Source organism: Rhodococcus sp. LB1 (assembly GCF_001583455.1).
Taxonomy (GTDB): domain Bacteria; phylum Actinomycetota; class Actinomycetes; order Mycobacteriales; family Mycobacteriaceae; genus Rhodococcus_F; species Rhodococcus_F opacus.
Genome location: NZ_LTCZ01000248.1, coordinates 1 through 19185 on the forward strand (window position 1 = coordinate 1; position 19185 = coordinate 19185).

The 19185-nt window shown below is 64.2% G+C and carries 13 protein-coding genes and 2 pseudogenes; 3 read left to right on the forward strand and 12 right to left on the reverse strand.

The window, feature by feature from the left end:
* Positions 1 to 19: 19 nt before the first annotated feature.
* Positions 20 to 610 carry a TetR/AcrR family transcriptional regulator gene (locus AZG88_RS28145; protein ID WP_061699786.1) on the reverse strand — a complete coding sequence of 197 codons (591 nt, stop codon included), beginning with the start codon at positions 608 to 610 and terminating at the stop codon, positions 20 to 22.
* A gap of 107 nt (positions 611 to 717) precedes the next feature.
* Between AZG88_RS28145 and AZG88_RS28150 the strand changes: the two genes are divergently transcribed.
* Complete coding sequence (locus AZG88_RS28150) at positions 718 to 1407, forward strand: nitroreductase (RefSeq protein WP_037235682.1); 690 nt, start codon at positions 718 to 720, stop codon at positions 1405 to 1407.
* A 1832-nt stretch (positions 1408 to 3239) separates the two neighbouring features.
* Here AZG88_RS28150 and AZG88_RS28155 read toward each other — a convergent pair.
* The 8 genes from AZG88_RS28155 to AZG88_RS28190 all read right to left on the reverse strand — a co-directional run bounded on the left by AZG88_RS28155 (position 3240) and on the right by AZG88_RS28190 (position 13853).
* Positions 3240 to 4478, reverse strand: coding sequence for an alpha-hydroxy acid oxidase (locus AZG88_RS28155; protein ID WP_061699793.1), 1239 nt, complete (start codon positions 4476 to 4478; stop codon positions 3240 to 3242).
* 422 nt (positions 4479 to 4900) lie between these two features.
* Positions 4901 to 5497, reverse strand: a complete 597-nt coding sequence (locus AZG88_RS28160) for an NADPH-dependent FMN reductase (RefSeq protein ID WP_052033362.1) — start codon at positions 5495 to 5497, stop codon at positions 4901 to 4903.
* A 3-nt stretch (positions 5498 to 5500) separates the two neighbouring features.
* Positions 5501 to 6052, reverse strand: a complete 552-nt coding sequence (locus AZG88_RS28165) for a YceI family protein (RefSeq protein WP_052033363.1) — start codon at positions 6050 to 6052, stop codon at positions 5501 to 5503.
* A gap of 553 nt (positions 6053 to 6605) precedes the next feature.
* A complete protein-coding gene (locus AZG88_RS28170) occupies positions 6606 to 8225 on the reverse strand; it encodes an FAD-dependent monooxygenase (protein ID WP_061699787.1) in 1620 nt (539 codons plus the stop codon).
* 70 nt (positions 8226 to 8295) lie between these two features.
* Entirely contained in the window at positions 8296 to 9921 is a 1626-nt protein-coding gene (locus tag AZG88_RS28175) for an FAD-dependent monooxygenase (protein WP_061699788.1), read from the reverse strand.
* Between the two features lie 132 nt (positions 9922 to 10053).
* The gene (locus tag AZG88_RS28180; RefSeq protein ID WP_197487951.1) at positions 10054 to 11175 is read right to left on the reverse strand and encodes a sugar ABC transporter substrate-binding protein; all 1122 of its coding nucleotides are present in this window, start codon (positions 11173 to 11175) and stop codon (positions 10054 to 10056) included.
* A gap of 18 nt (positions 11176 to 11193) precedes the next feature.
* Entirely contained in the window at positions 11194 to 12333 is a 1140-nt protein-coding gene (locus AZG88_RS28185; RefSeq protein WP_061699790.1) for an ABC transporter permease, read from the reverse strand.
* Complete coding sequence (locus tag AZG88_RS28190) at positions 12330 to 13853, reverse strand: sugar ABC transporter ATP-binding protein (protein WP_052033366.1); 1524 nt, start codon at positions 13851 to 13853, stop codon at positions 12330 to 12332. The genes AZG88_RS28185 and AZG88_RS28190 overlap by 4 nt, the downstream gene beginning before the upstream one ends.
* A 185-nt stretch (positions 13854 to 14038) precedes the next feature.
* On the opposite strand from AZG88_RS28190, the pseudogene AZG88_RS54325 reads away from it, so the two are divergent.
* Positions 14039 to 14635: pseudogene (locus AZG88_RS54325) on the forward strand (IS481 family transposase); the annotation flags it as partial.
* Between the two features lie 39 nt (positions 14636 to 14674).
* On the opposite strand, the gene AZG88_RS28195 reads toward AZG88_RS54325, so the two are convergent.
* The 3 genes from AZG88_RS28195 to AZG88_RS28205 all read right to left on the reverse strand — a co-directional run bounded on the left by AZG88_RS28195 (position 14675) and on the right by AZG88_RS28205 (position 18871).
* The gene (locus AZG88_RS28195; RefSeq protein WP_037235688.1) at positions 14675 to 15499 is read right to left on the reverse strand and encodes a GntR family transcriptional regulator; all 825 of its coding nucleotides are present in this window, start codon (positions 15497 to 15499) and stop codon (positions 14675 to 14677) included.
* A 149-nt stretch (positions 15500 to 15648) separates the two neighbouring features.
* Entirely contained in the window at positions 15649 to 17154 is a 1506-nt protein-coding gene (locus tag AZG88_RS28200) for an aldehyde dehydrogenase family protein (protein WP_269455077.1), read from the reverse strand.
* Between the two features lie 100 nt (positions 17155 to 17254).
* Complete coding sequence (locus AZG88_RS28205; protein ID WP_197487952.1) at positions 17255 to 18871, reverse strand: sigma-54-dependent Fis family transcriptional regulator; 1617 nt, start codon at positions 18869 to 18871, stop codon at positions 17255 to 17257.
* 186 nt (positions 18872 to 19057) lie between these two features.
* Between AZG88_RS28205 and AZG88_RS55760 the strand changes: the two are divergent.
* Positions 19058 to 19185: pseudogene (locus AZG88_RS55760) on the forward strand (IS110 family transposase); the annotation flags it as partial.

A 19185-nucleotide genomic window follows, 5' to 3' on the forward strand; every position in this document is an offset into this window, starting at 1 on the left:
CCGATCCACGGATTCAGGCTTAGCCTGTGGGTGTGAGGGTCCGGTCGAGCAGGATTTCCGCGGCCACGCGCGCGTGCCGACCGTAGCCCGGCTGATCGAGGACCATTGCGCGGCTGGCGGCGCCGTCGGCGAGGGTGACCAGCTGCTCGGCGAGTGCGGCCGGGTCGGCGGCGCCCAGCTCCGCAGCCAGCTCGGTGACGAGCTGCGCCATCAGCAGCTTCTGCTCCCGTGCGTAGGTGTGGACCTCGCTCTGCGGGTCGGGGAACTCGACCGCGGCGTCGATGAACGGGCACCCCCGCACCGGGGACGTGGCCGGAACCGGGGGATCGAACAGCCGGAGAATCCGCTCCCGCGGGTCGAGATCCTCGCGGGTGAGCACGCCTTCCAGGGTCCGCCCCGACGTGGCCAGCTCCCGCAGGTGCGCCATTACAAGGTCGCTTTTGGCCGGGAAGTGCGCGTAGAGAGTGCGTTTGGACACCGGAGCCGCGTCCGCGACCTGTTCCATTCCAGTCGCATTGATCCCCTGGTTGGAGAACAGCAGGGCGGCGGCAGCCAGGATCCGTTCCCGCCCGCCGCGCCCGCGGCGAGTGACCTTCGTCGTCGCATCCATAACGCCTGAGTATACGCACGCGTTTACTTTTTGGCGGAAGTGCTGCTACAGTCACCTTCGTTAGGTAAACGGTCACGTATACATAAGTCGTTTCGAGGAGTGCCCCCATGAGCCCGTCCCACACGACCGAACTGAGCGGCCACGCGGAGAAGCTGATCCGTAGCCGCCGCGCCACCCGCGCGTTCCGGCCCGACCCGGTGCCGGAGGAAACTCTGCGCGCGGTCTTCGCCCTCGCCGGTGCCGCGCCGTCCAACTCGAACGCGCAGCCCTGGCGGGTCGAGGTGGCGAGCGGGGCGCGGAAAGACCGCCTCGCCGACGCGATCGTGGCCGCCCACGCCGAGCAGCGCACCACCGTCGACTTCCCCTACCACGATGACATGTACTCCCCGGAGCAGCAGGACCGCCGTGCCGAGTTCGGTGGCGAGCTCTACGGTGCACTGGGTATCGGACTGGACGACCACACCGCACGCGCCGCCTACGATGCCGAGAGCCTGCGCTTCTACGGTGCCCCGCACGTTGCGTTCCTCTTCGCCACCGGTGACGGCGCAGCCCGGCTGGCTGCCGATGTCGGCATCTACACCCAGACACTGCTGCTCGCGTTGACCGCGTACGGCGTCGACAGCTGCCCCCAGGGACTGCTCAGCTTCTACGCCGACACTGTCCGCGACGAACTCGGCATGAACGAGGGAAAGCTGCTCGTGGGGATCTCCTTCGGCTACGCAGACAAGGACGCGCCCGTCAACCACATCACCACCGGCCGCGCCGCCCTCGACGCCACGACCACCTTCCACCCCTAGCCCGCGCCCTATTTGGATCCAGGAAATCCTCCATTGGGATGTTGTCGGTCACCCCCTGGCGTTGGCTCGCCTGGTCCAGACACCGGGCGCGGCCCACGCGTAGTCAACGAATACAGTGAGGGTGGCCACGCTAACCTCGACGGTTTCCAACTCGTGCCACTCTCGATGAAGCCGCGTTTGCGATGGACACCCGCGGACACCGAGGAAGTCGATCCGGTATGGACACAACTCGACCGTTCGCACTAAGTCATCTCTTCTATCCGGACGGCTCACCCATGCCGATACTCAAAGCCTTTTGCTTCGTGGACCTTCCGATTTCCACGGAATGCCTCGTCCTTAACACGACGGCGTGAGTTCCCACTGGGGGGATGGACACTCGACGCATAGAAAGAGTGTACGTAGCACTATCCCCGCAGTATGTCTTCCTGCAGGGCAATGGCCCCGCAGGGGTCCGAAGCCGACCGAGGCTATCGAACACTCACTTCAGCGAAACTGCCGAAACTCGTCGCCCTGCACCAGCCGAAGACACTTACAATATCAAACTTGAACGAAAACATGATGAGAGATTCCGGTGGAATTGTTATCGGGTACAACACGATCAACGCATCAGAACACCGAGCTATGCCGACCGGACCCGCGCTTGAAGAGGTCCGCTTGCGTGGTCGTTCCGAAAGGACAGCTAACCAGGCTCACGGGATGCACCCGCGCATCGTCCACTCCCCCGCCGCCGCAAAGGCGACAAAACGAAGACCCAGAATGGACGCCTCGCGTGACAGCCGCGGACGGCTCGGAATGGAGGACCTACGGAATGTTCTGGATCGCCCTGATCGGTGGCATGACATTGCTGGGTGCTGCAGTAGGGAACCCGTACCTCGGCGCCTTTGGAGGCGCACTCGCAGCTGGCGTCGTATCGCTCGCAGCGACCATGATTGGATAATCGGTCGCGCTGCGACCAAGCTCGAAGCCGAGGCGCGGCACACCCTCCGTTCCACCAGAATCCTGACCGTCTGTGTCCGGCCATCGAGAGATGCGCGCTGCTGTCAGAACGAGCACCAATTCCGACAATGATCTCGCACGGACTACCCAGCACGACTGCAAGACTGCGGCGTTGAGAGATGCAGACGAACGGCAGCGTTCACACCAAACCTCCACCTACATGCACGCGGACAAGGCCCACCACCGCGACGTGAACCCTCCACCTAGACAACACCTAGGTGGAACGATCAACCTACGCCGTCAAAACCGCGCTCGACCGCGCGATTTTGATTGCGCGAAGTTCCCCGAAACATCTCTGCAATCGTGCAGATTCCCGTACATCGGCGGGAGTTGCTTGCGCTTATAGGGTGTCAGTCTGACAAAGGACATCGGCGAAACTTCAGAGAAGCGAGGCTGCAACTCGGTCTCCTTTGCAGGCTCGGCGTAGGTGAAGGGATTTGCATAGGCCAGCGGTGACCCCTCACACGAGCTGGCCTATGCAAATCCTGATATACCGACACCGGACCACGAACCCAGTAGCCCTAGCGGTTGTCCACTGAACCCGTCGTAACTCAGCGAGCACCTGCCCATGCGAATTCGAAGCAGAAGAGAGATGCATTCAGCGCTGCAATGTCCGCTATCGTCGTCGCAGACTTAGGAAACCATCCCCCTCACCTCGAACCCAGACGAGAATTCCGGTTGCAGTCAGTCAACCAGTATCGGCTCGGAATTGCATCAATCGGGGGAGCCTCATCGACGCGAACGTGGTCGGAGTTCTTGGAATTCTCGTTGGCTGTGCCAGCAGGGAATACCCGTCGCCGCCCTAGTTGATCATCGACAGCGTGAGCGTGTGCGGCTCAGCCTCTTTGGTCGCGCCGCCGAACGTGACTGTCCTGAAGCTGGTCGATGGAGTCGACTCCTAACAGCTGCATCGTGTTCCGGAGCTCGACAGCCATCAGCTCCAGTGCTCGATCGACACCTCGCTCGCCTCCGGCCATGAGGCCGAACAGGTATGCCCGGCCGATGAGCACGAAGTCGGCCCCGAGACATAACGCCACCGCCACGTCGGCTCCGGACCTGATCCCACCGTCAACCAAGACGTCGGCGTGATCCCCGATGGCCTTCGCGATCGCCGGCAGCTGCTCCATGGGGACCGGTGCGCGATCGAGCTGGCGGCCACCGTGGTTGCTCACCACGACCGCGTCGGCACCTGCATCAACGACAGCGCGCGCATCGGCAACGCCCTGGACGCCCTTGACGATTAACTTGCCGCCCCAGATCTCGCGCAGCCAGCCCAGGTCGGCCACCGTTGCAGCGGGGTCGAACATCGACCCCACGAGCTGTGCGATCGTCTCGTCCTTCGAGCTCATCGAGGCGAACTCGAGTGGCGGAGTGGAGAGCAGGTTGAACCACCACGACGGCTTGCGGCTGGCGTCCACGACGGTTCGAAGTGTCAGCGACGGGGGTATTGTCAGCCCATTGCGTACGTCGCGGAGACGGGGGCCGGCGACCGGGGTGTCGACGGTGAGGACGAGAGCCTCGTATCCTGCCTCGGCGGCTCGCCGCACGAGGTCTCGACTGGCCTCGCGGTCGCGCCACAGATAGAGCTGGAACCACTTTCGGCTCGCAGGGACGGCATCGCTGACGTCTTCGAGCGATGTGGTTCCCATGGTCGAGAGTGCGTACGGTACACCGGCTCTGGCGGCGGCTCTGGCCACCCCGATTTCGCCCTCATGATGCATCATCCGGGTGAAGCCCGTGGGTCCCAGGCCGAAGGGAAGAGCCGATTCCGATCCCAGCACCGGGGTACGGGTATCGACCCGGGACACGTCCCGCAGCACGCGTGGGTGGAATTCGATGTCGCGGAAAAACTCCGCAGACCGTTCCATCGCGATCTCGTCTCCGGCGCCACCATCGGTGTAGTCGAAGACTGCACGTGGCACTCGCTGTCGTGCGATGGCGCGCAGTGCGCTGACTGATTCGGCGCGAGCTAGCCGTCGATCGGTTCTGTCGAGGATGAATGGTCGTGGTCTGAGCAACGGTGCCAGCTCGGATGATCGGGGAAACCGCCTTCGGAACCACGGCCGGGGTCCCAAGGCGTCCGGGTGGGGGAAGCGTGGAGGCGCGGTGTCTGTCCGCTCGGCGTCAACAGTCATGTTCGGTCTTACCCTCCGTTGCCCATGTCGTGGCGGTGCCACATACTGGCCCATTTTCGAGTATCTTGCCGCGCCCCAAAAGAAGTGGGCGCTCCCCCGCGATTCCGTACAGGCCCTCGTGGTCGTGTTGGTATTGCGCGTTGGTCTCAGCTGGCCGGAGGGCCGTGACCAGCAGGAATAGGCGCTTCGATGGCGTCCAGACGCCGTCACGCCGAAGAGTCCATGGATGTCCTGCTTGCCGCGGCCTCTATCTCCGGACGGACCCGGGTAACATCGCCATCCCATTCAACGTTGCAATCCCTTCCGATACCTTTCGCGCCATCATCGAGGTAGTCAGTCATTGAACGTGCAGCGCGGCTGAGCTAGCGCGACGCACCCAGCGGCGCTGAGGCGTCCCGCTCCGTTGCAGCAATGTCTGCCTCGGCCATGAGCGCGTCGAGGATCGCTGTCAACTGGTCTAAGAGTTGCGGGTCTCTGAATGTGCCGTCATCCGAGAGCTGATCCTCCACCTCGGCGACGGCAAGCTCGAGGTCCACCACGCGAGCGCCGGCTGCTCCCAGAGAGCCGCGAAGCTGGTCCTGGGCCCAGGTCGCTCCGAAGCTGGACGTGCTGGCACCGATCACTGCGACTGCCAACCCACGTAGTGCTGCCGTTGTCACCGGGCGCGACGCCCAGTCAAACGCGTTCTTCAACTGGCCGGGGATCGACGCGTTGTACTCGGGCGTCGCAATGATCACGGCGTCTGCCCAATCGAGCAGACTGCGAAAGTGACTGACGGCAGCCGGCGGCGTCCCTTCATCGTCAGCATTGAACGGCGGGATGTCTCTGAGCGCCTCATAGCGCTGATACTCAACGCGGGCCGGCAACCCATCGGCCGCGACTGCGAGCAGCTTGGTGTTGAACGAGTCGCGCCGGAGACTGCCCGAGATTCCCAGGACCCGAGTGATCGCCTGAGTCACGGCCTATACCTTCGCTTTCGGCAGCTCGAACTCGGCTGTAAGCGTAACCTCGTTCGACAGCGCATACCGTCCTCCGGGGAGTCGCTGGTTCCATGTCACGCCAAACCGCCTGCGGTCAATCACCGTTTCGAGGTCGATCCCGACACGCTCAGTGGCGTGGGAGTCGTCTGCCACGTACAACAGTCGGCCACGCAACTCCACACGCTCGGTGTGACCCCGCGCCGTCAGATCGCCGATGACGACGAGTGTTTCGTCATCGGCGAGGGTCACGGACGTCGACCGGAACTGAACGGTCGGGTGGCGCAGGGCGTCGAAGAATTCTGGCGACTGCAGATGCGTGTACTGTTCGTCGTTCTTGACCTGGATGCTGGCGGCTCTAGCCGAGCCGTTCAGGGTCATCTCGCCGGAGTCGTCCACCTCAAGGGTGGCGTCGAACTCGGCGACCCCGCTCCGGAATCGGGAGATCTTGTGCATTGCCGAGATCCCCACGGTGGAGTGGATCGGGTCCAGCCGATAGGTGCCCGGCGTAGCTCGGGGGAAGGTGTCTTCGCTCATCGTTCGCCTCTCGTCGAGGTGGTCTGGTGGGTTGTTGCTCCGGACGTGTCCGTCAGCGGATAACCACGAGGATTCGCAGCGATCTGGCCTTGAGTTCCGGCCATTAGGTCAGATCGCTGATCTGACCTAATGGCCGGGCAGGGTTCCCTCGTGACGAGAGCCAACTCTCGAAGGATCGGCGGGATCTGGTTCACCTCGTAAAGGTGCGAGCGCTGCCGCCTGGGCGCCCTGTCCTGCCGAGAAGGATTCCCCTTCTTCACGTACTCCAGACGGTAGGAACTCCCAATGGCTCGCACCCGCTGGTCTCTGTGAATACTCGTAAAGTGTATACTTTTCGAGTTACTTGGGTCAAGAGATATATCCAGAAATTGCAGGGCCGCACGAGAACCGCCTGTTTCTTCAAGTGCTTCCGCAAGACCTCTCTGCGAAGAGAAGTGATTCTGGGCGCATCCTCCGGTTGCGTCGCTAGAGCGGTATCACGGATGGGTCAACGTAGTAGATAAAGGGTGCGCACGACGATTGCCGTGCGCACCCGACATGCCGAACGTAATGGCTACCCGCGAACAGCGAGTGCCAGTGAGTCGACACCTGCCGCGCCGGCGAGCACATCTGCCAACGCCGCGACGAGGTCCTCGGGCGCACCAGACCCTTGCGAGCGCCACGCGACGTGCCCGTCGGGTCGAACCAGTGCTGCGCCCTCGTGCCCGAGGGTCAAAGGTCCAACCAGGTGCGGCAGCACCTTGACCAGGAGTGGCATCTTCCCCTCGCGCGCCAAATCCTCTCCGGCTGCTTTCCAGCCAGTCGCGTCGGGGCCGCAGACCAGGACGAACGCCGTGTCGAACCAGTCAATGGTCGACTCGGTCTCGGCCGCATCCAGCCACATGTGTGGGAACCGGGCGCCCGGTCGATCGGTCGGCCAGTAATACCGTGAGTCGTGAGGCGGGACCGGTGAACCGTCGTCGACCACGGCGGCACTGTCGGCGTAGATGAGCCCCATCGCTTGCCCCTCGCAGTTGATCTGTCGGTCCTGATCGATCAGGAGTGCGCGCCAGGGCTCGGGATCATCGTGACGGTTGTGGAAGATCTCATCCATCTCCTCGATCCGGTCAAAGCCCTCGACCGACCAGTTCGTGTTCGACCACGCCACCGGATGACGCTCGGTCTCGTAAGTGTCGAGCAGCGCAACAGTGCCACTGCCGTCCAGCACCGCAGCGAGCTTCCAGGCGAGGTTGTGAACGTCCTGGATGCCGGAGTTCATCCCGATACCGCCCGCTGGCGGAAAACGGTGGGCGGCGTCGCCAGCGAGGAACGCCCGGTCGCGGCGGAACGACTTCGCGACCTGCGCGCTCATGTTCCACACCTGGACGTTGATCGGCTCGACCTTGAGGTCGGGGATCCCCCAGTACTCGCGTACGAGGTCGATGAGATGATCGGTGCTGTACGGCTCCTCTCCGTCGCCGAGCAGCTGAATGAAGCGCCACCGGTCCCCGTCCGGCCCGGTCCCGAGCACGTCGAGGGCTGGACGTCCTTTCGGGCGGCACAGGAATCCCACGACGCGCCTAACGTGAGGCAGGTGTCCCACCGGCGCACGGAAGTAGTGGGTTGCACGCACCTGCAGCGTCTCGGGCCCTTCCATCTCGATGCCGACTCGCTCGCGTACGAGGCTCGCAGCTCCGTCGCACCCGACGATGTAGCGAGATCGCACCTCGAACTCCTCGCCGGTGTCGACATGGCGGAGTAGTGCGGTCACCCCCTCGGAATCCTGCTGGAACGAGATGACCTGTGTCGAACGACGAAGGTCGACCCGGGGCCGGGTCGAGAGCGCGTGGTCGAGTGCCTCTTCGACGACATCTTGCGCGACGATCGATTTCGGGGACGGCGTGTTGTTGCTGGGTTCCGGATGAGTCAGCGCGACGATCGGGCCACTTAAGCTCTCGCACCAGCTGATCACGTCGGAGTTCGGCGGCAGCCCGCCGCCACGCACCTGGTCCTCGATGCCCCATACTCGAAAGTGCTCCATCGTGCGCGCGGTGCTGCCGTACGCCTTCGGGTGCACCGTGGTCGCCGGGCGGCGCTCTGCAACGAGACTCGAGATCCCGAAGCGGTCGAGCAACAACCCGAGGCTCATGCCGACAGGACCGGCACCGACCACGAGAACAGGCACCTCGATCATCGCGCTTCCTTTCGTGTGACAACGGATGTGGTTTGGGATTCCGTACGGGCCGGATAAATGCCCAACGAGTTCACGACGTCTCCAGCAGTTCTCGGGCGAGCGTCCCACCGGCGACAACACGCTCAAGTGCATCTCGGAGCTCGCCCGGGTCTCCGGGGCCTGTCGCCCGCCAGGCGACATAGCCGTCAGGCCGGACCAGCACCGCACCGTCGCGCTCAATCGTCAACGGACCAAGCAGCGCCGTCAGCTGCTTGATCTCGAGCGCCAGGTCGAGCTCGGTTGCCAGGGCTGTGCCGGCCCGCGCCCACCCCTGCGCCCCAGGACCGCAGACGAGGACGAACGACATGTCGAACCAGTCGATCGTCGACTCCGTCTGATCCGCGTCGATCCATATGTGGGGAAACCGCGCGCCGGGTCGGTCCGTCGGCCAGTAGTACTGGGCCTCGTGCTCGGGCATCGGGGAACCATCGTCGATCAGAGCACCGTCGGCATAGATGTATCCGAGCGACTGGCCTTCGCAGTTGATCTGCTCGTCCATGTCGACCAACAGGTCGCGCCAGGTCCGGGGGTCCTCGCGGCGGTTCTGGAAGGCCACGTCCATTTCCTGCATTCTGCGGAAGTTTCCTACCGACCACTCGGTGTTGTCCTGCGCCACCGGACGGCGTTCGGCCTCGTACGTGTCGAGCAGCATCTCCTCGGCCTGTCCGTCGAGCACCATCGCGAGCTTCCACGCAAGGTTGTGTACATCTTGGATGCCCGAGTTCAGCCCCATGCCGCCCGTGACCGGGAAGCGGTGGGCTGCGTCGCCTGCCAGGAAGACGCGTCCTCTGCGAAACTCCTTGGCCACCTGGGCACTCATTCGCCAGGGCATGACGTTGATGAGTTCGACCTTCAGGTCCGGGATTTCCCAGTAGTCGCGGACGAGGGCGATGAGCTGCTGCTCGGTGAGCGGCTCCTGCCCCTCCTTCAGCTTCTCGAGAAAACGCCAGCGGTCCGCGTCCGGGCCGCTGGCCAGCACGTCGATGTGCGGCCGCGACGGGTCGGACGGCCGAACGAGGAACCCGATGGCACTGCGAACGTGCGGGAGACGGCTGAGATCAGCGCGGTAGTAGTGACTGGCCCAGAGCGCGATGGTCTCGGGACCGTCCATCTCCACGCCGAGCCGGTCGCGCACGACGCTGTCGGCTCCATCGCAGCCGACGAGATACTGAGCGCGTACCAGCACCTCCTCGGCAGTCTCTACGCTCCGCAAACGGGCACTGACCCCGTCGACGTCCTGCTCGAAGGACACCAGCTCGGTCGATCGGCGGATGTTCGCGGCCGGACTCGTGCTGAGGGCCGCGTCGAGGGCCTCTTCGACCGCATCCTGCGAGACGATCGACTTCGGGGCGGGCGTGTTGAGCGTCGCCTCTGGGTGCGTGTAGGCCACCAGTGGACCGCTGAGGCTCTCGCACCAGCAGACAACGTCGGCCGTGGCGGGCAGACCTGCCGCCCGGACCCGGTCCTCGATCCCCCACACGCGGAAGTGCTCCATGGTCCGCGCCTGGCATCCGAAGGCCTTCGGATGCTTGGTAGTCGTCGGGCGTCGCTCGGCGAGCATGCTTCGTATCCCCAGGCGGTCGAGCTGGAGCGCGAGGCTCATGCCCGCAGGTCCGCCGCCGACGATCAGGACTGGAACATCGATCGTGGAAGTCATTTTCTTTTCTTTCCTTTGCTTCGGTCTCTCAGGACTGCAGTGCCGTGTTCGATGCCGCCCGTGGGCGGTGGTGTTCCAGGCGATGCCCTTGCGGCCCCGGATGCCCAACGCATCCGGGGCCGCAAGCAGGGCTCATGGCGTCGCGGTGAGGCCGGTCCGCTCGATCGAATCGGCCAATTCGTCGAAGCTCGCGAAGCTGTCGGCGTTCTCCCTGGTGACGACCTTGGCAGCGACCAAGATCGACTTGGGCAATGGGAGATTCTGGTCCGTCCGGACGTTGTAGAGGCCCGCCAGCGCCATCGCGCCGATACGGACCGCGTCGACCGATGTCGTCATGAGAAGCTTGCCGGCCTTGACACCACCGATTCCGTCGCTGCCACCGTTCGACCCAGCCGCGATCAGCTCTCGGCCGCTCGCTCGCGCCGCGGTCACGGCTCCGAGTGCGCTCGGATCGTTGTAGGCGATGATGGCGTCGAGGTCGGGATCCTTGCTGAGCATCGGACCGGATACCGCCGCTGCTCCGTTCGAGTCGTCGGTGGCGTTGGACCGCTCTCCCGCGAACTCCAGCCCAAACTTCGCGGCCCAGTACTTCGACCGCTCCATCTGGTACAGAGGCCCCGCGACCGGGAACGCGATGTTGAGGATCCCGAACTTGGCCCCCGCCTTCTCAGCGGCGATCGCCTTGACCGTCTCGTATGCCTGGTGGTCCGCGCCCTTCATGATCTGACCGGTGAAGCCCTCGGGCAGCTCGCCGTTCTCGAGGGCGACATCGACCCCGATCAGCGGGATGCCCTTCTCCTGTGCCTGCTTGATGAGGGGAGACAGCGCCTTAGGGTCGAGCGGATTGACGAGGATCCCGTCCACCCTCTGGGCCAGCAGCTGCTGGAAGTTCGAGACCTCACGGTCGACCTTCAGCTGACTGTCGAGGACAATCGTCTTGGCCCCCAGGAACTTGGCTTCCGCCTCGAAGCCCTCGCCCAACGCGTTGGTCAGCTCGTTGCCGGACGTGTTGTTGAGATAGCCGAACGTCAGCGTCTTGCCCGGCTTCTTCGCCGGCAGGCCGTAGCTGGTGGGCAGATCAGATTCCGGGCCCGAATAGGGCGGAATGCTTGCCGCGTCCGCTCCCGGCGAGGACCCGTCGCCGGTCGAGGTGTCACTGGAGCTGCACGCGGTCATCATCAACAGGCAGGCGCTCGTAATGAACGCAGCGGCCGCGAGGACGCGCCCAGGTCGGTTTCTTGTGTGGATGGACATGTACATAATTCCTTCGATCTAGGTGAGCTGGTCGGATGTCGCGGCGGCCGATGGCGGCCCGCCTGTGATAACCGCGTCCGGGCCGTCTCCTCCCGACGCGCTACCGCGTGAGAGGCGGGCCGACCATCCGGTCTGGCGCAGGCGGTCAAGGCCGACCGCGGAGACGAGGATGGCGCCGGTGATGACCTGCTGCCAGTAGCCTGAGACCCCGGCGATGCCGAGGCCGTTCTGGAGGACGCCCACGAAGAGCACACCGACAACCGTCCCACCGATACCCCCGACGCCGCCGGTGAACGTAGTGCCACCAAGGAGCACCGCTGCGACCGCCGCGAGCGCGATATCGGTGCCGACGAGCGGGCTCGCAGCCCCCAGTCGGCCGGTCTGCACCACGGAAGCGAGCCCGGCGCACGCTCCGGCGATCGCGTACACGGACACCGTCGTCCAGGCCACGTTGATGCCCGTGAGACGTGCAGCTTCGACATTTCCGCCGATCGCACAGAGATCCCGACCGAAGTACGTCCTCTTATGGACATACGCGAACAGCGCGAAGCAGGCGCCCATGATCCAGACCGGGACAGGAAGCCCCAGGATGTTCGAGAATCCGACACTGTCGACGAACGACGACGTGACGTAGGTCGTCTTGCTCTCGGACCAGATGTTCACCACACCGGTGAGCACGGAGGCCACCCCGAGCGTTACGACAAAGAACGAGAGTCGCCACTTCCCGATCGGTATGCCGTTGAGCACTCCGCCCACGACAAAGCCGAAGACCACGGTCAGACAGGCAGCCACCGCTCCGGGGACACCAGCTTCGATGACCTTCGCCAGGAAGATCCCGGAGAGTGCCAGCGTGGCTCCGATCGAGAGATCAAGGCCCGCCGTGAGGATGATGAACGTCATCCCGCAGGCGCAGATCGAGACGACGGAGACGCTCGCGAGCAGGTTTTTGATGTTCTGGTCCGTTAGGAACTGGTCCTGCGTGATGCTGAGCACGAGAAACATGATCACGAGCAGAGCAAGCACCGCGCCGTAGCGACCGAAGCCATCGCTGGTCGGTCGCGGGAGTCGGCTGGCCCACGACGGGCGTTCGGGCGGCGGCTTGGAGATCGTGGAACTGTTGTTGATGCTCTTTGTTGACGTGCTGTCGATGGTGTTCACTCGTGACCTCCGGCGTAGTGGGCAATGGTGGATTCGGTGGCTTCCGCCCGTGACAGCACCGCACGGATCCGTCCACGGAACATCACGGCGATGCGGTCGCAGATGCTCAGCAGCTCGGGATTCTCCGACGAGCTAACGAGAATTCCCAGGCCGTCGTCGGCAGCGGCGATGAGCAGCCGGTGGATCTCGGTCTTGGCCCCTATGTCGACTCCGCGGGTTGGTTCGTCGAGGAGCAGGACCTGCGGCCTGATCGCAAGCCATTTGCCCATCACGACCTTCTGCTGGTTACCACCAGACAAAGTCTGGACAGTGGTGTTAGGTGACACGGCCTTGATCTGCATCGACACCATGGAGTCGGCCACTACGGGGCCTTCCTCCTTGGCGCGGTGCCTTCTCGCGCGGCGGGACCATGCAGTCGACGCCATGACGAGGTTCTCGCGGACACTCATGCCGAGGACCAGCCCCTGCTCCTTGCGGTTGGCCGGGACATAACCCACGCCGGCCCCGATCGCGTCACGGGGCCCTTTCGGATGGAATGGCGCGCCGCCGAGCTCGACGACCCCGGTCGCCGGTCGATGGAGTCCGAACACCGTCTCGAGCAGCTCACTGCGGCCGGCACCCACAAGTCCGGCGAGTCCGACGATCTCACCGGGAGCGACGTCAAGTGAGATCTCCTCGATCACCCCAGGGACTGTGACCTCACGGATGCGGAGGACGGGGTCTGCCGTCGGGCGCACACGATGGTTCTCTGCGAGCGTCTGGTGGCTGGCGCCGACCATCGCTTCGATCAAAGACGTTTCGTCGTAGTCGGCGATCGGCCCCTCGCTGACAAGGAGGCCGTCGCGCAGCACCGCGATCCGATCCGCGACGCGAAAGACCTCCTCGAGCCGATGAGACACGAAAATGGTCGACACCCCACCGTCTGCGAGGCCTCTGACACGGTCGAGCAACGCATCGACCTCATCGTCGGTCAGAGAGCTGGTGGGCTCGTCGAGGATGAGCACCCGAGCGTCGATCGACAGTGCACGCACGATCTCGACCAGCTGCTGCTGGTCCGGTCGCAACTGTCGCACCGGCGATGCCGGGTCGATGTCCATGCCGAATCGCGCAAGCAGCTCATGGGCGTCCCGCATGGTGCGCTTCCAGTCGATGCCGAATCGTGTGCGGGCCATCCGGTGGCCGAGGTAGATGTTCTCCGCGACGGTCAGCTCGGGTGCCAGCGTGGTTTCCTGGGTCACGGTCACGATGCCGTGGCGGATTGCCTCCTGCGGCCTGGAGAACGTGACGGGCTCGCCGTCGATGTCGATGCGTCCGGCGTCCGGTCGGACCTGTCCCGCCAACACCCGGAGCAAGGTTGACTTGCCGCACCCGTTCTCCCCGCACAGGCCGAGCACCGTGCCGGCGGTCGGGATCGTCAGATCAGCGCCACGAAGAGCCTGGACACCGCCATAGCTCTTACGAATCCCGGTGAGCCGCAGAGCGGGTACCCGATGAACCGTCGATGTGTCCTTCGTCACCATGCGCGAAACTGTATACTTTTCATCTCGTGAACGTCAACGACATGTATCCACTTTGTGCGAATTGATTGATGCAAGCGAAATCGATGACCTTCAGGCATTAGAAAAACGGGCCCGCCGCTTCATGGACCGTTAACAAGCGTCTAGCCGTAGTTCATCGAAAAGGCGGGAGGAGTCCCGCCCACACCGCACCGCATTCGCAAACCGAACGGCACCAACGGCGGATCATCAGGCCTCGGTTCACCCACCGCTGGCGGCCACCCCGCTTCAGCTACCTGCACCTGCCCCGATCCACTGTCGAAGCTTGATCAGGCCACCGGACTTCCCGTTCGCCGCCCACCACTACGAACACCACGGGCGCACGGGTCCACGTGGACCTTGAGAAACTCGGCCGCATTCCCGACGGAGGCTGGCACCGCAAAGTCGGGCGGAGCATCGGCAACCGTCGCAACAAGAAGCAGGGCGTGGGTTACGCGCCTCCCAGCCGCCAGGCGTGGCGGACTCGGAGGAACACCATGACGAACACAACGAGACCGCCGTCGCGTTCTGGGAACGGGGCCCGAGCATTCTTCGCGGCCCACCATATCGAGGTGCGGGCAGTGTTGACCGACAACGGATCCTGCTATCGCTCATCCTGTTTCGCAGCGGCGCACAGTCCGAACCTCAACTACGGCTACACCCGCCCCTATCGCCGAACAGGAAGGTCGAGCGCTTCACTCGCACCTTGGCCGCCGACTGGGCCTGGCTCCATCACCACCCGACCCCACACCGGGATCGGCGGCAAAGTCACCTATCGACCTCACCGGCCACAACATCCCCAGAAACTAAAGCGCCCCGCGGGACTTCGTGGAGGGGGCATCGATGCCCGGATCGCCGATCAGCTTGACCGCCGTGCGAATCGGCGTCGGCTCCCGAGATGGATCCAATATTCCCACAAGTTGAATGGCAGTGCGGGCCAGGTGCTTGGCGAGCAGCGACGATGCCACCAGCGAATTGCCTTCCTCACACGCCTCGTAGATCGTCTGGTGCTCAGCCTCGCCGAGCATGTAGGCCATCGGCATGTCCTTCATGCAAAGATTGATGTAGCGCTGCGTCGAGTCCGACAACGAGGCACACAACTGGCCGATCATCTCGCCAGCTCCCCGTGTCAGCGCGCGGTGGAAGGCTTTGTGGGGGGTGACCCACGCTTCGTAGTCGTGCGCTTCCACTGCCACCCGCATCTGTCTGAGGAGGTCCCGCATCTCTGGCAGGTCGTCAGCCATGTGCGGCACGGATATGCCGACCGCGAGCCCTTCCAGCGCGATGCGCGCGGCGAATTGCTGCTCGACATCGCTGGCCGACAGCGGCGCGACCCGCGCGCGCTTGTTGGGCTGGGATTCGAGCCACCCCTCGGCCTGGAGCATGCGGATCGCCTCGCGCACCGGCGTGCGACTGACGCTGATGCTTTGAAACAGCGTGCTCTGTGAGATAGCCGTGCCCGGTTCGAGGGTGCCGTCGAGGATCGCGCCCTTCAGCGTCTCGTACACCCACTCGGTGTTCGTGCGCCCCGCACGGCTCGCTCCGTTTTCCTCCGACTCGCACAGATCGGCGTCTAGGCCAGGGATGTCGCCACCGCGATCAAATCGTCGCCGGTCAGACAACTCACTCACCGAGGTCACCGTCCTCGAGGGCCTCTAGGATCCACATGCCCTCAGGGTATAGGTTTCAGAAGTGAGTTCACACCTTCGTCCCGCGAAGGTCGTACAGTCACGTGGCTCTCGTCGAATCCATTGTGGAGTCGACGAGAGCCACACCGTTGTCAGAGTGCGACGTTCACCGTCTTCGTCTGGGTGTACTCATCGATCGCACCTTCGCCCAGCTCGCGGCCCCAGCCGGACTGCTTGTACCCGCCGAAGGGCAGAGCGGCATCGAACGCGTTGTGCGAGTTGATCCACACGCTGCCTGCCTTGATCTGGCGAGCTGTCCGGTGCGCCTTCGAGATGTCCTGGGTCCAGACGCTGGCCGCCAGCCCGAACGGGGTGTCATTTGCCTGCGTGATGACACCCCGTTCGGCGTTGAACGGGGTGGCGACCACGACGGGGCCGAAGATCTCCTCGCGATAGACACTGAAATCGTCCTTCACGTCGACCAGAACGGTCGGCTCGACGTAGAAACCGTCCGTGCCGTGGCGACCGCCCCCGGACAGCGCACGAGCGCCGTCCCGTAGGCCCGCATCTATGTAGCCCGTCACTCGGGTGAGCTGCTCCTCGGAGATGAGAGGTCCGACTTCAGCCTCGGGGTCGAAGCCATGGCCGATCCTGCTGGCTTTCGCGACCTCGGCCACGCCTTGGGTGAACTCGTCGAAGATCGAGTCCTCGACAAGGAGACGAGAGCCAGATGTGCAGGCCTGGCCGTGGTTGAACAAGAATCCGCTGGCAGTTCCTGGAATCGCGGTCGAGAGGTCGGCGTCTGCGAACACGATCTGGGGACTCTTGCCGCCGAGCTCAAGCGAGACCTTCTTGAGGTTTCCCTTCGCAGCGTCGACGACGAGCTTGCCTACCTCGGTCGACCCGGTGAACGCAATCTTGTCGACGTCCATGTGCGAGGCAAGGGCGGCCCCGGCGTCGCCGTACCCGGTGATGACATTGAACGCCCCGTCGGGCAGCCCGGCCTCGGCCATGATCTCGGCCAGCAGGAGGGCAGAAAGTGGAGTCTGTTCGGCCGGCTTGAGCACGACGACATTTCCGCACGCGAGTGCAGCGGGGATCTTGAACGCCGCCATCAGGAGAGGGAAGTTCCAGGGCACGATAGCCCCACACACGCCCACGGACTCACGGAGCGTGTAGGCATGCCACGTCGTGCCCGGAGCCCAGGGGACGGAGACCGGGATTGTGCGACCCTCGATCTTGGTGGCCCAACCCGCGTAGTACGCGAAGAGCTCCGCAGTACACGTGACGTCGACGGCTTGCGCCACGCCGACGGACTTGCCATTGTCCAGAGCCTCGAGCTGCGCTAGCTCCTCGGCACGCTCGTAGATCTTCTCACTGATCTGGAACAACAGTCGCTGGCGCTGCGCTGGAGTCCAGAGGCTCCACTCTCCCTCGTACGCGGTGCGTGCGGCCTTGACTGCTCGGTCAATGTCCTCGGCCTCGCCCCACGCCGCGGTCGTGAGGACCTGTCCGGTCGCGGGATCGATGGTCTCGAAGGAGCGGCCGCTTGCCGCGTCAATCCACTGGCCACCGATGAAGAGCTTCTTGGGTCGGCTCAGGAACTCCCGAACCTTCGGAACGACCGAGTCGTGCAGGTCTGTCAATTGTGCGGTCACAAAATACCTCCGGAGGTTGACGCCACGTGTCTAGGTTGCTTGCGTCACACAGCATTCACGCTCTGCGCGTTGAGAGGTGTTCAGTCTCTGGACAGTCCGACTACGATGTCCAGGCGTCAGAGGTCGCGATCCGTAGAGTCCGCATGCGGGCGTACAAGGTTGTGCGTGACATACCTAGGGCTCTTGCGGCCTTGACCTTATTGCCGCCGGCATGCCTGAGCGCCGCCACGATGACGTCACGTGCGGCCTGGTCGAGCGCCGCCATCGGGGTCGCTGGATCCACCGAACGGTACTGCTCGGGCAGATCGTCCATCACGAGACCGCCTACTGTGCGCCGATTCGCCATGTACTCGATCACGGCGTTGAGCTCTCGCAGATTGCCCGGCCACGATTGTGCGGACAACGCCTGAACTACTCGCGGAGTGAAATGGACGGATTTATCCGCCCCAATGGACCTGAGCATCGCATTGGCGATCTCGGGGATATCCTTACGCCGCACGGAGAGCGGGAGAAGCTCCTCACGCTGCGTGGCCATGCCTGCGAGCAAGGCGGCCCGGCCGGTCAAGCCGCGGATCGGACCGGACGTGAAGATCAGCTGCGGCCTGTCCCGGGCACCGGCGGCTTCGATCACCAGGTCGAGCAGCTCGTCGGGCAACAGATCGATGCCATCGATGCACACCGACCCCGTCGAGTCCCGCACCGCATTCTGGAAGTCCTGCGCCCAGGACTCACGACCATTAACGAGTGCGAGGGCGGGGCTCAGGAGCTTCGCCGGCGGACGTGCCGCGAGCTGGCGCGCTCTCGTGGTGCGGCCCGTGCCTGGCTCGCCGGCCACGATCGTCCGCGCCGCAGCCGACGCAAGGTTTGATCGGGATCGTCCGACGGACCGAGTGCGACCGGAGATGCACGGATCCACACGGAGTACGGCCCCTCCCCCATCGATCTTGGTGATGTGAATCTTGACTGGCTGCCCGGACGCAAGAGACAGCTCGACCTTGGTGTCCTGCCGCGTTGTCGGCCCGTCCATGAGGACTCGGAGCAGCGCAATGTCAGCGGCGCTCAACAGGTCTGATGCACTCTGGTTCGAAAGCACGATGTTCTCGCCGATCGCGACGATGGCGCGCCTCCTCAGACCAGCGGCGACCTGGAAGGCCGCCAACAAGCTCTTTTCCGAGGCACGGCTCCCGTCGAGCAGTCGCTGCTCGATGTCGTGGACGGCGCGAGCGATGAGCGGCGGAAGCAGCGGGCTGGCCTTGTTGATCTTCGCGGAGATGTCCAGCACTCCCTCGATACGCTTCGTCAACGGGTGGCGGATCGGATGTCCGTAGCAGCTGAAACAACGAAGCGACTGGGCGAAATGCTCCGCTCCATTGATCGCGATTGAACGACGAGTCTCCATGACTGTCCCGAGCGCGTTGGTGCCTATCGTGTCCTCGAGGAGACTTGCGCCGATTCGGAGGTTGAGTGTGTCGAAGCGTTCCCCGACGCGTCTGTCGTCGAACCACCGTCGCACGACCCGGCAGTCTCGATCGACGAGCACGGTCGCGTAGCTGCTTCCTCGCAGGCTCGACTCGAGCTCATCGAGCACCGGCGCGGCTCCGACGAGCAACGAACTCTCGGTGTCGATCTCCACGTCTGCCGGGTCCTGGAACGGCGCAGTGGGATCAAGTCCGGCAAGGTTGGCCCGGCGCCATGACTCGGCGATGTCAGGTCTCATGTCCCCGGATCCGTCATTGCTGATTTTGGCCCTCATGACCCCTCCAGTCTTCGCACGCTCGGTTTGACACCTCCGATCCTGCAGCGGGTGCACGACCTGGACGTGGGAGTGGGCGGACTTTCTCTACACCTCGGCGATATGCCCCCCGTCTCCTACAACCGTAGCCGGACGCCACGTTCACCCCCGCCAGGACCGACGCGAACGACCAGGAACGCACGCCCGCGCTTCCCCACCGCCCGCACCATGCCGCACACCCGGCGCCGGGTCGATACCGGCGACGAGGCGCTCGCCGAGCTCGAGGTCCTCGTCGGATT